Raw genomic sequence first — 15,306 nt, forward strand, 5'->3', positions numbered from 1 at the left:
CCTTGCTAAAAGTGTGGACTAATTCTATTTTGTCCGTAAGTTCCACCATTTACTTTTTGCTTGGTCACACTCTGATTGCAGGCTTCCGCAAATTGTTTTTTATAAGATTATGGTCACGCTAACACGCCTGTAAGTTTATGAATTGTAATAGGAAGCTAGGTGCTCAACCTAGATTTGTTATGTATGATAACCATTCTTGTGTCTGTTAGAACGGTATGACCTATAAAATATCAGGCTCATAACTTAACGATATCATTCCAGACCGAATCAATTACATCACAGCTCATCCAGAAGCATATTACTGAGCCAATTCTGCATATTCTCACGCAACACTGACTCGCCTATCTCCAGACACTATGTCAAAATACTCGCCCTCACGACGACAACACAGAAAGAACCACGGATATGAATTTCCAAGCTGCTATTTTTGATATGGATGGACTGCTGCTCGACACCGAGCGACTTTGTATGCAGGTTTTTGAAGAAGCATGTCACGCGCAAGGTGTTCCGTTTTTGCAGGATGTTTACCTAGGCATCATTGGCTGTAACGCAAAAACCATCGAACAGATCTTTAGAAATGGCTACGGCGAAGGGTTAGATTACCCAGCATTGAACCATGAATGGCGCACTCGCTACAGTGCGATTGTTAAGCACCAGGCTATCCCAGTTAAAGATGGCGTAATTGAGCTTCTTGAATGGCTGAAATCAAACGACATTCCAATCGCGGTGGCAACCTCGACTCAGCTTGATATCGCGAAAAAGAAGCTTGAGCTGGCAGGCCTAGATTCTTACTTCACCTCACTAAGCACCGGCTGCGAAGTGACCAATGGTAAACCTCACCCAGAGATCTACTTATTGGCGGCAGAACGCCTAGGTGTTGCCCCTGAAACCTGCCTAGCGTTTGAAGACTCAAACAACGGTATTCGCGCATCAATGGCAGCCAACATGATCAGCTTCCAAATCCCTGATTTAGTAGAGCCATGTGACGAAGTAAAAGCGCTTGGTCACACCATCAGCCCTTCTCTGCATGATGTGTTAGCACAGCTTCAACAAGCTGCTGCTTAAGCTCTCACTGCCGTTGATAATGCTTTTATCTGTCTCGTCCTAAAATACGTAGACAAGCCTCTCTAGTAAGCCGACTCACAGAGTCGGTTTTTTTGTGGGTATTCCTTTTATAAAAGATAAAAACTCGCGCTTGAAACTGTTAAAGTCGATGTGAAATAAATGCTAGGTGATCAACAAGATTGCTAACGTCTACATATGGAGAAAGAGACGCGTGAAGGAAAAGTTTGAAGACCAACTGCTTGATTTTGCACAACAAGAAATGACACAAGATGCAGCGCACGACATTAGCCACATTAAGCGCGTCGTTAAAACCGCTAAGGCTTTGTGTGTTCAAGAACAGGCTAAGCTTGAAGTCGTTTTACCCGCCGCTTACCTTCATGATTGCTTCACCTTTCCTAAGAACCATCCGGACAGAGCCCAAAGCTCGCAAATGGCCGCAGACAAGGCGATCTCTTTCCTCAAATCTATCGGCTATCCCGCGTCCTATCTGGATGAGATCCATCATGCCATTGTCACGCACAGCTACAGCGCTAACATCACACCTGAAACCATAGAAGCTCAGATAGTCCAAGATGCCGATCGACTAGATTCTCTCGGTGCGATTGGTATCGCTCGCTGCCTGTACGTAGGTCAGAGCTTTAACGCCGAGCTTTATAACCACGAAGACCCATTCGCTGAACATCGTGACTTAGATGACAAGCATTACAGTGTCGACCACTTCTACGTGAAGCTGTTTAAGCTCGCAGAAATCATGAATACAGAATCAGCCAAGTTAGAAGCCAACAAGCGCACCGACTACATGCGTGGCTTTCTTGAGCAATTGGGCGCGGAAGTTTAGCCGCTTAGAATTAGCAGCTTAGGAAAAAGAGACACACGATAAGGAAGAGACGAAGATATGGAAATAAACCGCTTTAAAGCCTCCGATGCCAACGAGATCATCACTTGGTTCACATCACTCGAAGACTACGTACTGTGGGGCGGACGAACATTTGGTTGGCCGTTAGAAGCCGCCTCCATCATCGAGCGATCTCAAGAACCACATGTCGAGCTTTACACCTTCTCCACGCCTAGCACTAATTCAAATACCAATGAATTGCTCGGTTTTATGGAGTTTCAACGTATGTCAGACAGTGAACTTCGATTCTGCCGAGTCGCCATTCATCCAAATCAGCGTGGTAAAGGATTTGGACAGTCCATGATAGAAAGTGCATTAGACGCTGCGAAACAACTTCCTGATGTCACCACCATCAGCTTAGCGGTATTCCAACAGAATCACGGTGCGAAACGTTGCTACGACAAAGCGGGCTTTCAAGTGGTCGACAAAGAGCCAAAGTTCAAAGAATTCAATGGCAACACCTGGCCTCTATATCAAATGGAATTAAAGCTCAGCTAGTTTGTTTTACTCGGCTTGATCGTTTTAATTAACAGACTTACTTTAGTTAACAGAATCGTTTTAATTGCCAGATTTGACCCCATATCATTAAGCATTGCTACACACTCAAGATACACAGATGTAATTTGGAACCTTCAATGACCCAAGAAAAATTCGACACCATTTATCAACGTGCCGCTCACCGCAAAGGCGGAGCGGCCGAACTCGAAAAAATTGTTCGTGCGCCCCTTTCACAAGCCGAGCTATCACAAATCACCGACGATCGTTGGCTAGCCGCCTTTACTGAAAAAGTATTCCAGTGTGGTATTTCATGGAATGTAGTGAGAAAGAAATGGCCGCAATTTGAAGAAGTGTTCTTTGAATTCAATATCGAAAAAATGCTGATGCTGCCGAATGAAATGTGGGAACAAAAAGCGCAAGACCCGCGCATTATTCGCCACCTCACTAAAGTGATGACCATCCCTGCCAATGCCACCATGATCCACAACGCCAAGCGTGAAGCCGATTCATTCTCGCAAATGGTTGCCGACTGGCCATCAGAACGTATCACCGAGCTGTGGGATTACCTGAAAAAACACGGCAAGCGATTGGGTGGTAATACTGGTGCCTACACTCTGCGCCAAATGGGTAAAGACACCTTCATCTTGTCATCAGATGTTGAAGCACACCTACGCAGTACAGACGTGGTGGATAGCGGTCGTAACACCAAGCGAGCACAACTGGCAGCGGGTAAAGCCTTCAACGAATGGCAACAACAGTCAGGTCGTAGCTTGAGCGAAATCAGCCAAATTGTTGCCTACAGCTGCGGTGATAATCGAGTTTAGTTAAATTAAAAATGGCTTAAAGCTAAAGATTGCACACAGTTCCCTGCAAACAAAATGTTATAAGTCATTAACAAATAAGCGTACATCGCACTTTCATCCGGTGGCATTGTATAGATAAATGTATACAATATAGAGTAATACTCATGAATTATTCTCGACCAATCCAACTCGACTAAACAAGGGTCCTTATCTCTATGACAGTTCTCAAAAACTCTGTCTCCAAAGGTGTAAAAACGAAAGTAACAGGCCAGACTCAAGACGATGTTGTTTACTGCCATATCTTCGACGCGATACTAGAACAAAGGCTGCCACCAGCCACCAAATTAAGCGAAGAAGCCCTAGCAGAAATCTTTAGCGTTAGCCGCACCATTATCCGCCGTGCCTTACTGCGTCTTTCTTTAGAACAAGTTGTGGTGATCCGTCCTAACCGAGGAGCTGTGATTGCTGCGCCAACGGTTGACGAAGCCAAACAAATCTTTAAAGCACGTGAAGTGATGGAAATTGCTATCACTGAGCTGGCGGTGAAAAACGCAACCAAAGCTCAAATAGAAGAATGCAGAAAATTAGTCGCAAAAGAGAACTGTGCTTTCGACCAAGGTGATTACGGCTCTGGCCTACGTTTGTCTGGTGAGTTCCACATCAAATTGGCTGAAATGGCAGAGAACGCGCCACTGCTGGCTTTTCAACGCAGCTTGGTATCGCAAACCTCACTGCTGATCGCTCAATACGAAACGGGCAACCACTCGAACTGTTCTCTAGACGAACACTCAGGCTTACTGGATGCAATAGAGTCAGGCAACGAACAACAAGCCGTAGAGTTGATGCAAGAACACCTAAGCCATATTCGTTCGAAGCTCAACCTAGACAGCAGCACCGCATCGAGCGACCTGCATGTCGTGTTCTCAGATTTGCTTAAGAACAAGTCATAACGAGTTGACCATTCCAATCCAGCTCTAACAACTTTCTGTTAACAACCTTTTGTTAACAAGACGGGAGAGAAGTAAGCCTCTGCGTTTACTTCTCTTTTTTATGCCCTCCCCATAATAATAAACGCGAAGATCGGCGCATTTTCGCCTCAAAACACTCTCTATTCTGGCCTAAATTGCACTGTTAGCGTCTACAGTATTTGATCCGCCAATGCCAAAAATCTTGTCTTTATTTTGTATACATAACCATTAATTCATTCATACCACAAAACTCAGCACTTCCAATTTAAATCCCAAGAAAACAAGCAACTACAGACAAAATTAAATTGTATACAATCCACCAAAGCGCAGTATTGTTGCATTTTTGTAAATAAATAGTTGACCACAGGGTCAGGATGGATAATTATTGACCTAGAAGTCAAAAAGAATACACATGGAAATATGTCGATTTACAAGGAGGTCTCTTGATTACTTTTTTGCTCAATCAGGAAATAAGACGTGAAGATAATCTGTCGCCAAACATGACAGTGCTCAACTACCTTCGTACCAAGGTTAATAAAACGGGTACCAAAGAAGGTTGTGGGTCGGGTGACTGTGGTGCATGTACGGTAGTTCTGGGTGAAGTGGTTGATGGGCAGTTGCAATACCGCTCGGTGAACTCTTGCCTGACTTTCGTTTCAGCGCTGCATGGCAAGCAACTGATCACAGTAGAAGATCTACAAAACCGAGATCGCTCTTTGCACCCAGTGCAGAAAGCGGTGGTAGATTTTCACGGTTCACAGTGTGGTTACTGCACGCCTGGCTTCATCATGTCGATGTTTGCGCTAGGCAAGAACAAACCCGATGCGAGCAAAGAAGACGTCATGGAATCGCTGGCAGGTAACCTATGTCGCTGTACTGGCTACCGACCAATTGTTGATGCTGCGATGTCACTTTCAACAGACCAGCCTTTGATCGACCAATTTGCTGAACTTGAACGCAACACCATCAAGAAGCTAGAAGGTATTCAAGACACCGAAGCCAACTTACGTCTTGGTCACCTCACCGCTTTTTCCCCGAAAAGCACTGATGAGCTGGCCAAGCTTTTTCAAGCACATCCGAACGCTAAGCTGGTTGCTGGCGGTACGGATTTAGCACTGGAAGTGACGCAATTCCATCGTGAGATTGAAACGCTAATCAGCGTAAATCTTGTTGAAGACATGAAGGTATGCGAAGAGACCGACACCGATTTAATCATTGGTGCCAACCTGCCTATCAGTGACTCTTACGCACTACTGAAAAAACACTACCCAGATTTTGGTGAACTGCTGCACCGCTTTGCTTCGCTGCAAGTACGTAACCAAGGCACCATCGGCGGTAATGTAGCCAATGCTTCACCTATCGGAGACACCCCTCCTCTGCTGATTGCCCTGAACGCGAAGATCAAACTTCGTTGTGGCGACGAATCTCGCACCATGCCGATTGAAGATTACTTCATCAGCTACAAAGTGACGGCGCAGAAAGAAAGTGAATTCATTGAACAGATCATCATTCCTAAGCCAAGCAACGACAGCTTCCGAGCTTACAAACTGTCTAAACGTTTAGACGACGACATCTCTGCGGTTTGTGGTGCGTTTGATATTCAAATCGAAGATGGCAAGGTTTCTTACGCTCGTATCGCCTTTGGCGGTATGGCTGCAACGCCTAAGCGCGCAGCGCGTTGTGAAAAGACGTTATTAGGCAAACCGTGGACAGACGCTAATATTAAGTTAGCGATGCAGGAACTGTATAACGACTTTGAGCCGCTATCTGATTTCCGTGCAAGCCAAGAATACCGTTCATTGTCAGCAGCCAATATGTTGCGTCGTTACTTCATTGAACAACAGAACAAAAACAACCAAATCGAAACAAGGGTAACGTCTTATGTCTAAATCACACGAGCATGCGATGACCCACGAAGAGATGGTTACCATTGCAAAACAAGACCTAAAAACTGGCGTTGGTAAAAGCGTTAAACACGACAGTGCAGCCAAGCAAGTTACGGGCGAAGCGGTATACATTGATGACCGCCTAGAGTTCCCAAATCAGCTACACGTATACGCACGCCTGAGCACTCAAGCACACGCGAATATCACCAAGATAGATTTATCACCGTGTTACGAATTTGAAGGCGTGGCGATTGCCATTCAAGCGAAAGACGTACCGGGTGAGCTAGATATCGGCGCCATCCTACCGGGTGACCCACTGCTTGCAGACGGAAAAGTAGAATACTACGGCCAACCTGTGATTGCCGTGGCTGCCAATGATTTAGAAACCGCGCGTAAAGCCGCACAAGCTGCAATCATTGAATATGAAGAACTCCCTGCGATTCTTGATGTAAAAGAAGCACTAGAGAAAGAACACTTCGTGACAGAGAGCCACACTCAACAACGTGGTGACTCAAAAGCCGCACTGGCAAAAGCAAAACACGTGATCTCTGGCGATCTAGAGATCGGCGGCCAAGAGCACTTCTACCTAGAAACCCAAATCAGTAGCGTTATGCCAACCGAAGATGGTGGCATGATCGTTTACCCCTCGACCCAAAACCCGACCGAAGTTCAAAAGCTGGTTGCGGAAGTGATTGGCGTGCCGATGCACAAAGTCGTGATTGATATGCGTCGTATGGGTGGTGGTTTCGGTGGTAAAGAGACTCAAGCGGCCTCTCCAGCTTGTATGGCTGCGGTTATTGCTCACCTTACAGGCCGACCTACAAAAATGCGTTTGCTACGCAGTGAAGACATGCAGCAAACCGGCAAACGCCACCCGTTCTACAATCAATACACAGTCGGTTTTGACGACAATGGTGTGATTCAAGGTGCCGACATTACCGTTGCAGGTAACTGTGGTTACTCACCAGACTTATCAAGTTCTATCGTAGACCGCGCAATGTTCCACTCAGACAACGCCTACTATCTAGGCGATGCAACTGTGGTTGGTCACCGATGCAAAACCAATACCGCATCGAACACCGCGTACCGTGGCTTTGGTGGTCCGCAAGGCATGATGACCATCGAACACATCATGGACGAGATTGCGCGTTACCTGAAAAAAGATCCTTTGGAAGTACGTAAGGCGAACTACTACGGCGAAGAAGGCCGTAACGTGACCCATTACTACCAAACCGTTGAAGACAACTTTTTACCTGAGATAACCGAACAGCTTGAACGCAGCAGTGACTATCACGCACGTCGTAAAGACATTGCCGAGTTCAACAAGCAGAGCCCTATTTTGAAGAAAGGCCTTGCGATCACACCAGTGAAATTCGGTATCTCGTTTACTGCGACTTTCTTGAACCAAGCAGGTGCGCTCATCCATATCTACACCGATGGCAGTATTCATTTGAATCACGGTGGTACGGAAATGGGGCAAGGCTTGAACATCAAAGTGGCACAAATCGTTGCACAGGAGTTCCAAGTCGATGTCGAACGTATCCAGATCACCGCTACAAACACAGACAAAGTTCCGAACACATCACCAACCGCAGCCTCATCGGGCACCGACCTCAACGGTAAGGCCGCGCAAAACGCCGCAATGACCATTAAGCAGCGCCTGATCGACTTCGCTTCTTCGCACTTCAAAGTGTGGCCTGAAGAGGTGGTATTTAAGAACGGTATGGTGCAGATCCGCGATGAGATCATGACCTTCAACTCGTTTGTTGAACTGGCTTGGTTTAACCAAATCTCGCTGTCGAGCACTGGCTTCTACCGCACTCCGAAGATCTATTACGATCACGAGAAAGCACGCGGTCGCCCGTTCTACTACTACGCATACGGAGCATCTTGTTCAGAGGTTATCGTCGATACCTTAACCGGCGAGAACAAGATTCTTCGTGTCGATATCCTGCATGACGTGGGCGCTTCATTGAACCCCGCGATTGATATCGGCCAAGTCGAAGGTGGCTTTGTGCAAGGGGTTGGTTGGTTAACGACGGAAGAGTTGGTTTGGAACCAGCAAGGCCGCTTGATGACCAATGGCCCTGCAAGTTACAAGATCCCGGCGATTGCTGATATGCCTATTGATTTCAGAACGCACCTTTTAGAAAACCGTAACAACCCAGAAGACACCGTCTTCAACTCGAAAGCCGTGGGTGAACCGCCTTTCATGTTGGGTATGTCGGTATGGAGCGCACTGAAAGACGCGATTAGCTATGTCGCCGTCGATGGCGCGATTCCTAAGCTCAACACACCTGCGACACCAGAGCGTATTCTGATGGCGATTCAGGAAGTCACTGAAACGGCTCCGACTTCGGTCGATGCTCAATCAGAAACGGCTTAGGGCTCATATCGATCGTTTAGCTTGGGAAGCATAAAAAGGGATTTAGGAGGACATATGTTTAAGGATAATTGGATTCACGAACTGGCAAAACTGGAAGAGAACTACGAACCGTGTGTAATGGTGACGGTGCTCGAAGACAGAGGTTCCGTTCCACGCGATGCGGGCACCAAAATGCTTGTCACTCGTGACCGAATCATCGCTACGATTGGTGGTGGTCATCTTGAACATGTGGCCACCAAAATGGCTCGCGAGATGCTGATTGCCAGCGAGAAATCACTCAAAGTGGAACGCTTCAACCTCGGTGCTCGTTTAGGCCAGTGTTGCGGCGGAATGGCAACGTTAAGCTTTGAACCGATTGGCACTCAGCAGAACCACCTTGTGCTATTTGGCGCAGGTCATGTTGCCAAAGCGCTGCTGCACATTGTCGCAACCCTACCCTTCCGCGTGACCTGGATTGATGAGCGTGAAGAAGTGTTCCCTGAAACACTGCCACACGGTGTGAAAAAGCTTGTTTCAGACGATCCAGTTGGCGAGGTGAAACACATGCCACCGAACAGCTATTACCTTGTAATGACGCACAACCACCAGCTCGATTTTGACCTAACTAAGGCCATCATCGACCGTGAAGACAGCCGTTACTTCGGAATGATTGGATCACTCACTAAGCGCAAGAAGTTCGACTTCCGCTTAGAGCAACGCGGCTACAGCCAAGAGCAAATTGAAACCATGATTTGCCCTATTGGCATTAGCGCAGTGAATGGCAAACACCCTGCCGAAATTGCGGTATCGGTTGCGGGTGAACTGATCGCACACTATCAAGGCCAAGCCCTTGAACAAAAGCGCCCAACCAAACAATATCGAAATCAGGATTTGACCGATCAACACAGTCAACCAAGCGACGTAGGCGAACCACCATTGGAAGAGAAGATCGCCTAACACAAGTCGCAAAGCTTCAGTGGCCATAACGTCGCTGAAGTCATTAAAAGGAAGTAAACATGACAACGCAACGCAAAGCTTATCGCGCCAGTATTTTACACAGCGTCGCCGACCCAAAAGACGTCGGCATCGATGAGTCTTACGACTATTTTGAAGACGGTGTTTTAGTGGTTGAGAACGGCCATGTCGTCGACTTAGGCCATGCGGACGAAGTATTGGCTCGCCAACCTAAAACACTCGAAGTAAACCAATACAAAGACAAGCTGATCACCTCTGGCTTTATTGATACGCACATCCACTACCCTCAAACAGGGATGATCGCGTCTTACGGTGAGCAACTTCTTGATTGGTTAGAGAACTACACCTTCCCAGAAGAAAAGCGCTTCAAAAACCCAGTCTACGCACACAAAGTGGCGAAGCTATTCCTAGACGAATTAGCAAGCAACGGCACCACTACGGCACTGGTATTTGGCACGGTACACAAAGAGTCCGTCAACGTGTTCTTTGAAGAAGCCGAGAAGCGTAACCTACGAATGATCGCGGGTAAGGTATTGATGGATCGCAACGCACCAGACTACCTCACCGACACTCCAGAATCTGGCTATGCAGACTCAAAAGAGTTAATCGAAAAGTGGCACAATCGTGGTCGTTTGCACTATGCCGTAACGCCTCGCTTCGCGCCAACTAGCACACCAGAGCAATTGGCTACCGTTGGCAAACTGCTAGAAGAATATCCAGACGTATACATGCACACTCACCTTTCTGAAAACGAGAAAGAGATCGAGTGGGTGAAATCGCTGTTCCCAGAGCGCGACAGTTACCTAGATGTCTATGACCACTATGGTCTGCTGCACAAACGCTCAGTATTTGCGCACGGTATTCACTTATCAGACTGCGAATGTAAGCGCCTCGCGGATACCGATTCTGCCATCGCCTTCTGCCCAACTTCAAACCTATTTCTGGGCTCGGGCTTATTCAAGTTACCGAAAATGGAAGAGCACGGTATTCGTGTCGGCATGGGTACCGATGTAGGCGCAGGCACCAGCTTCTCAATTCTACAAACCATGAGTGAAGCCTACAAAATCATGCAGCTTCAACAAGATAAACTGCACCCAGCCAAATCACTGTTCTTAGCAACTCTAGGTGGCGCGCGTTCGCTGCATTTAGAAGACAAGATTGGTAACTTGGAAGTCGGCAAAGAAGCGGATTTCGTGGTGTTGGATCTACACGCGACACAGCTGATGCGCTTTAGAATGGAACAAGCCACCAAGCTTGAAGAAAAACTGTTTGTACTAATGAGCTTGGGTGACGACAGAACCGTCAGCGAGACTTATATCTATGGCGAAAAAGCCTACGACGTAAACTTCAAAGATTACAAGAAGCTCGTTAGCTAGACTTAAAACCGATTAACAACCGCTAGACAGCGACAGCCGTCGTTAATTAAAAATCCGTCCAGATTTATCTAGCCTTTAAAGACCAGTTGCTGACGCCACTGGTCTTTTTTGTGCTTCATTCAAATAAATATAAATTAACCGCTTTCAGACAACGATCTTCGGTGACGCCAAGTTATTATATTGATAGGTTAATGTTTATACATATCGACTTTATGCTTCGTTTGGCGTCTCTCCAAAACATTCGTTTCTCAGCTGAATGGAAGCACCCAATCTAGAAAGGAATTCTATGTTCGAACAGGTCGTCAGCATTCTGTTTCCCGTTTTTGCTTTAGCCAGTGCTGGCTTTGCGGTGGGTCGTTGGCTCAAGCCCGATTTCAAACCGATCAATCGCATCAATATGGATGTGTGTATTCCTGCGCTAGTGTTTGCATCGCTGACCACCATGCCTCTCGACACAGAACAACTGCCACTCATCACCGCCTCTTTGGTCGCGGTGTTAGTGCCTGCTTTATTGATGATACCAATCTGTAAGATCTTTAAGCTCAACTTCAAAGCTTGGGCTCCGCCACACATGTTCCGCAACAGTGGCAACCTCGCGATTCCCCTGTTCACTTATACCTTTGGTGAGAGCGCATTAGCCCCTGCTGTACTGCTGTTTGTGGTGTCGGCATGTGTCCATATTAGTGTTGGCTTAGCGCTATTGAGCGACGGTAACCCGATCAAACAGATCCTCAAAATGCCGATATTCTTGGCCGCTGCATTGGCGATGACGTTGAACTTATCTGGCATTGCCGTATGGAATCCAATCTATGAAGCGACATCTCTACTCGGCCAAGCTGCCGTGCCTATCATGCTGTTGTCGCTGGGTTCGCAAATGGTCAACTTGAGACTGAGCGGATTAAAAGTCGGCTTGTTGTGTACCGCTCAATCGCTGTTTACCGGAGCCATAGCCTTTACCATCATCTACTTCTTTATCCCGCTGCCAACGCTACACCTACAAATGATGGTGCTGTTCACCATGCTGCCACCCGCCGTGATGAACTACCTGTTTGCAGAACGCTTCAATGTCGAGCCGCCTAAAGTCGCGTCTATAGTGTTGTTCGGCAACTTCCTGAGCGTGGTGACTTTGCCTATTTTGTTGTCATTCGCGCTGTCTTTTTCGTCTTAAAGAACCGCGAACCTTCAGGTATACGAGCTTTAAAACTCAGCCAATCAATAAAAAAGGAGCGTAACTTAGTAAAGTTGACGCTCCCTTTTCAGACTATATTTTCTATTTACCTCAAGCTGTGTTTCTCTCCGCAAGCACCTCTTTAAATGCGAACATGCCATTTAGTGCCGAAGGGAATCCTGCGTACACTGACATCTGCAATATCACTTCTTTGATCTCTTCTTCGCTGCATCCTACATTGAGTGCTGCATTCAAATGCACCTTAAGCTGAGGGGCACAATTACCGAGTACGGTCAGGGCAGCCACGGTCGCGATCTCTCGTGATTTCAAATCCAAACCGGGGCGCGAATAGATGTCACCAAAGGGATACTCGATAGTATACTTGGCAAGATCAGGACAGATATCTTGCAGGCTTTCGATAACCTGTTGCCCTGCTTCTCCGTCGATATGATTCAGTCTTTCTAAGCCAGTTTCAAAACGTGATTGATTCATGAGTCTGTTCCTGTATTTATAGTTTACAGGAACACCATACAAGTTAGAGTCGACTCTAAGTCAACGGACTTTTCCATCTCGATACAAACTAATTTTTTGCTCTAGCGCAGCCAGATGTTTTTGCTGTTCTTCAATATGGGCTCGCAAATTCTTTTGATGTTGTTCCAGCAACACTTGACGCTGCGAAACAGATTCTGGCCCTAACTCCCTCAGCTTTGCGTATTCTAGAATCTCATCCAGTGGCATTGCGGTGTCTTTTAAGCGTTTCACAAACTCAATCCAGGTAACGTCCTTCGATGTATAGACTCGATGACCGCTACTGTTCCGCTGAACATTTTTCAGCAAGCCGATTTTTTCATAGTAGCGAAGCGTATGGGCGGACAAACCCACCAACCGAGAAAATTCACTCACATTCATTACTTCACCTTTTCTATCTGGGTATAAGTACTAGGAACTCAAACTATGCGCACTTATCTAATTTGAGCTCTGCGGTCACTTTCGTCAAACGCAAAGCAATCGCGAAACACACTAAGTAAGGACTCACATACCAGAAGATGCTTTCTAATGGCTGCTTCACCTGCGCTTCTCTGGTTTTTATGTATTGGTTTTTCTGCTTCTCATACTGGCTCAACATACCATCTACCCACACTGCATCACTTTCCACCAGCGACACGCTCGGCGCAGGGACCGTAAAATCCGATGCATTCGGTAGCAAGGTGAAATCGACATCTTTGAACGTAATTGCCGTATTCAAATACCACAAACACGCTTCATGGTGCTGAGCGTGATTATCCAAAGATGGTTGACCGGTGCAGGTATCACTTCTCAGCTTATCCAAAGAAAACTGCTGAACCGACTCTAAAATCGCTACCGCTCTGGTTTGTTCTGTTTCAACCCAATCACCCGCTACTTTCGCACGAATCTCAGACACTGCACCCAGCATCCCGATACCCGCTAGAAACGGCCATAAATAATCCATAAGTTTCCATTTGCGTCGGCTCAAGTTGAACCCACACCAAATCGGAAGATGAAAAAGGAGCGTTAGCCCTAGTGATAGCAAAACGAAATTCAAAGAGCTAGAGAGCATGAGTTCGCTATCGAAGAAGTTCTTCATAATGAGAGACTTGCCTGTATAACAAAGAGAAATTTGATACTAGGTTCGATGTTAGAAAAGAGTGTAAGGGGAAAGTAAAAACAGCACCAACAATTGGAGTTAGTGCTGTTTATTTAAGCGTATAGCCGCTACTAGAACTTATGTAAATGACCTATTCGATAGTGCTGAAATCTAGGTTTCTCGGCACCGCAACACTAACAACCTGACTTCCCGCGATTAAGTCATGCAAGCAGCGTCTGTTTTTACGTAAAGCAAACAGATAGTTTAGCAACGCGATAAATTGACCAATAACAGGAATATAAACAAAGATGTTCATAGGTAAAATTCGTTTGATCATTATGTCGAATACCCCTAGTTGCTTGCCCTTCATATCGACAATCGCGATTTCCATTATATTTTTGCCAATAGTCTGCCCTTTCTTATGCAGCAAATAGCCATTCAACAAAAGGAACACGAACCAACCGTAAGCAGTGACTGCTATTAGTTCTGCTGTATCAACTGTCCCTGTTTCAGATAGTTTTTGGAAATAATCGGTATAGAGATAAATTGGCATGACAATAGCCACAGCAATTAAGACGTCAATAAAAACGGCCCAAAAGCGTAGCCATCTAGACGCGAGTTTTACTTCAGGTACATTTTCAACTGTTGGTTTTTCTAATGATTCATGCTCATTTTTTTCTAAATTGTTGTCTGACACACTAACAACTTGAGTGCCTGCGATTAAGTCATGCAAGCAACGTCTGTTTTTTCGGAAAATGAAAAGAGAATCCAACATGGATATTAAATGGCCAATGATAGGTATAATAGTAAAGGTAATCATAGGTATCATTCGTTTACCCACTATTTTATATAACCCTATAGGTTTACCTTCCATATCGACAATCGCAATTTCCATTAGATGTTTGCCAATCGTCTGTCCTTTCTTATTCAGTAAGTATCCATGTACCAACAAAAACATCAGCCCTAAATAGGCATAGACAGCAGCGACTTCTCTAAAGTCTATCACCCCTGTATCGAGTGTTTTTTGGAAACAATCTGTATACATAAAGATTGGCGCAATGATGACAGCCGTAATTACACCATCAATAAAAAACGCTAAAAAACGAGGCCATCGAGATGCAGGGATAACTTCGGTTGTATTTACACCAATTTCAGGGTTGTCGCTATCTGAACTTTTCTTTGAAACAATGACAACTTGAGTGCCAGCGATTAAGTCATGTAAGCAGCGTTTGTCTTTGCGAAAAACAAACAGATAATCAAACGTTGATATAAATGGACCAATAAAAGGTATGTAAGCTACAGCCACCATAGGAATGATTCGTTTGCCCATTATGTTTAGCAAACCTATTTGTTTACCTTCCATATCGACAATCGCAATATCCATTAGATTTTTACCAATTGTCTGCCCCTTCTTATGAAGTAAGTACCCTTGGCACAAAAAGTAAACCACCCAACCATAAACAGTCAGAGCAACTTGTTCTGTTAGTTCAATGGTTTCATTGGAAAGCAATTTATCGTACAAACCGCCATATAGGAAAACAGGAACAATGAAAATCGCATACACGAAAGCATCAATGATAGATGCCCATAAGCGAGACCATCGAGACGCGAGTACAATTGTAGGGGTGTTTTCTATTACTTCAGACATGTCCTTTCCTAAAGTCAAAATGCCTATAAATTAAAAAACGTCAGAAACTCGAA

At 45.7% G+C, this 15,306-nt stretch carries 14 protein-coding genes; 10 read left to right on the forward strand and 4 right to left on the reverse strand.

What is annotated here, in order from left to right; translation table 11 throughout:
* Positions 1 to 405: 405 nt before the first annotated feature.
* The 10 genes from OW495_RS07645 (at position 406) to OW495_RS07690 (ending at position 11,999) form a co-directional block, all read left to right on the forward strand.
* Positions 406 to 1,065 (forward strand): HAD family phosphatase, encoded by a 660-nt coding sequence (locus OW495_RS07645; RefSeq protein ID WP_054541477.1) that lies wholly within the window; start codon positions 406 to 408, stop codon positions 1,063 to 1,065.
* Positions 1,066 to 1,276: 211 nt separating this feature from the next.
* The gene (locus OW495_RS07650; RefSeq protein WP_102514479.1) at positions 1,277 to 1,903 is read left to right on the forward strand and encodes an HD domain-containing protein; all 627 of its coding nucleotides are present in this window, start codon (positions 1,277 to 1,279) and stop codon (positions 1,901 to 1,903) included.
* A gap of 57 nt (positions 1,904 to 1,960) precedes the next feature.
* On the forward strand, positions 1,961 to 2,458 hold the full coding sequence (locus tag OW495_RS07655) for an N-acetyltransferase (protein ID WP_102514478.1): 498 nt from the start codon (positions 1,961 to 1,963) through the stop codon (positions 2,456 to 2,458).
* A gap of 137 nt (positions 2,459 to 2,595) precedes the next feature.
* Positions 2,596 to 3,282: a DNA-3-methyladenine glycosylase I gene (locus tag OW495_RS07660; protein ID WP_017067459.1), complete on the forward strand. Its 687-nt coding sequence runs from the start codon at positions 2,596 to 2,598 to the stop codon at positions 3,280 to 3,282.
* A gap of 194 nt (positions 3,283 to 3,476) precedes the next feature.
* Positions 3,477 to 4,211 (forward strand): GntR family transcriptional regulator, encoded by a 735-nt coding sequence (locus tag OW495_RS07665; protein ID WP_289885872.1) that lies wholly within the window; start codon positions 3,477 to 3,479, stop codon positions 4,209 to 4,211.
* A 461-nt stretch (positions 4,212 to 4,672) separates the two neighbouring features.
* Positions 4,673 to 6,118 (forward strand): xanthine dehydrogenase small subunit, encoded by a 1,446-nt coding sequence (gene xdhA / locus OW495_RS07670; RefSeq protein WP_289885873.1) that lies wholly within the window; start codon positions 4,673 to 4,675, stop codon positions 6,116 to 6,118.
* Entirely contained in the window at positions 6,111 to 8,501 is a 2,391-nt protein-coding gene (gene xdhB / locus OW495_RS07675) for a xanthine dehydrogenase molybdopterin binding subunit (RefSeq protein WP_289885874.1), read from the forward strand. Before xdhA ends, xdhB begins: the two co-directional genes overlap by 8 nt.
* 54 nt (positions 8,502 to 8,555) lie before the next feature.
* On the forward strand, positions 8,556 to 9,437 hold the full coding sequence (xdhC, locus tag OW495_RS07680) for a xanthine dehydrogenase accessory protein XdhC (protein ID WP_017630713.1): 882 nt from the start codon (positions 8,556 to 8,558) through the stop codon (positions 9,435 to 9,437).
* A gap of 59 nt (positions 9,438 to 9,496) precedes the next feature.
* Positions 9,497 to 10,831 (forward strand): guanine deaminase, encoded by a 1,335-nt coding sequence (gene guaD / locus OW495_RS07685; protein WP_289885875.1) that lies wholly within the window; start codon positions 9,497 to 9,499, stop codon positions 10,829 to 10,831.
* A 286-nt stretch (positions 10,832 to 11,117) separates the two neighbouring features.
* On the forward strand, positions 11,118 to 11,999 hold the full coding sequence (locus OW495_RS07690; RefSeq protein ID WP_289885876.1) for an AEC family transporter: 882 nt from the start codon (positions 11,118 to 11,120) through the stop codon (positions 11,997 to 11,999).
* Between the two features lie 111 nt (positions 12,000 to 12,110).
* Here OW495_RS07690 and OW495_RS07695 read toward each other — a convergent pair whose 3' ends face one another.
* The 4 genes from OW495_RS07695 to OW495_RS07710 all read right to left on the reverse strand — a co-directional run bounded on the left by OW495_RS07695 (position 12,111) and on the right by OW495_RS07710 (position 15,253).
* Positions 12,111 to 12,491: a carboxymuconolactone decarboxylase family protein gene (locus OW495_RS07695; protein WP_289885877.1), complete on the reverse strand. Its 381-nt coding sequence runs from the start codon at positions 12,489 to 12,491 to the stop codon at positions 12,111 to 12,113.
* A gap of 60 nt (positions 12,492 to 12,551) precedes the next feature.
* On the reverse strand, positions 12,552 to 12,908 hold the full coding sequence (locus OW495_RS07700) for a MerR family transcriptional regulator (RefSeq protein ID WP_289885878.1): 357 nt from the start codon (positions 12,906 to 12,908) through the stop codon (positions 12,552 to 12,554).
* 43 nt (positions 12,909 to 12,951) lie between these two features.
* Complete coding sequence (locus tag OW495_RS07705) at positions 12,952 to 13,470, reverse strand: hypothetical protein (RefSeq protein WP_048669456.1); 519 nt, start codon at positions 13,468 to 13,470, stop codon at positions 12,952 to 12,954.
* 286 nt (positions 13,471 to 13,756) lie between these two features.
* Entirely contained in the window at positions 13,757 to 15,253 is a 1,497-nt protein-coding gene (locus OW495_RS07710) for an RDD family protein (RefSeq protein ID WP_289885879.1), read from the reverse strand.
* Between the last annotated feature and the right edge of the window lie 53 nt (positions 15,254 to 15,306).

Origin of the sequence: Vibrio sp. 14N.309.X.WAT.E.F5, assembly GCF_030397615.1 — a bacterium.
Classification (GTDB): Bacteria; Pseudomonadota; Gammaproteobacteria; order Enterobacterales; family Vibrionaceae; genus Vibrio; species Vibrio lentus.

What these genes read in the sequence shown, in the direction of transcription:
- OW495_RS07645 (WP_054541477.1), top strand. Translation starts at nt 406, where the DNA reads ATGAATTTCCAAGCTGCTATTTTTGATATGGATGGACTGCTGCTCGAC.
- OW495_RS07655 (WP_102514478.1), top strand. Translation starts at nt 1,961, where the DNA reads ATGGAAATAAACCGCTTTAAAGCCTCCGATGCCAACGAGATCATCACT.
- OW495_RS07660 (WP_017067459.1), top strand. Translation starts at nt 2,596, where the DNA reads ATGACCCAAGAAAAATTCGACACCATTTATCAACGTGCCGCTCACCGC.
- OW495_RS07665 (WP_289885872.1), top strand. Translation starts at nt 3,477, where the DNA reads ATGACAGTTCTCAAAAACTCTGTCTCCAAAGGTGTAAAAACGAAAGTA.
- xdhB (WP_289885874.1), top strand. Translation starts at nt 6,111, where the DNA reads ATGTCTAAATCACACGAGCATGCGATGACCCACGAAGAGATGGTTACC.
- xdhC (WP_017630713.1), top strand. Translation starts at nt 8,556, where the DNA reads ATGTTTAAGGATAATTGGATTCACGAACTGGCAAAACTGGAAGAGAAC.
- guaD (WP_289885875.1), top strand. Translation starts at nt 9,497, where the DNA reads ATGACAACGCAACGCAAAGCTTATCGCGCCAGTATTTTACACAGCGTC.
- OW495_RS07690 (WP_289885876.1), top strand. Translation starts at nt 11,118, where the DNA reads ATGTTCGAACAGGTCGTCAGCATTCTGTTTCCCGTTTTTGCTTTAGCC.
- OW495_RS07695 (WP_289885877.1), bottom strand. Translation starts at nt 12,491, where the DNA reads ATGAATCAATCACGTTTTGAAACTGGCTTAGAAAGACTGAATCATATC.
- OW495_RS07700 (WP_289885878.1), bottom strand. Translation starts at nt 12,908, where the DNA reads ATGAATGTGAGTGAATTTTCTCGGTTGGTGGGTTTGTCCGCCCATACG.
- OW495_RS07705 (WP_048669456.1), bottom strand. Translation starts at nt 13,470, where the DNA reads ATGGATTATTTATGGCCGTTTCTAGCGGGTATCGGGATGCTGGGTGCA.
- OW495_RS07710 (WP_289885879.1), bottom strand. Translation starts at nt 15,253, where the DNA reads ATGTCTGAAGTAATAGAAAACACCCCTACAATTGTACTCGCGTCTCGA.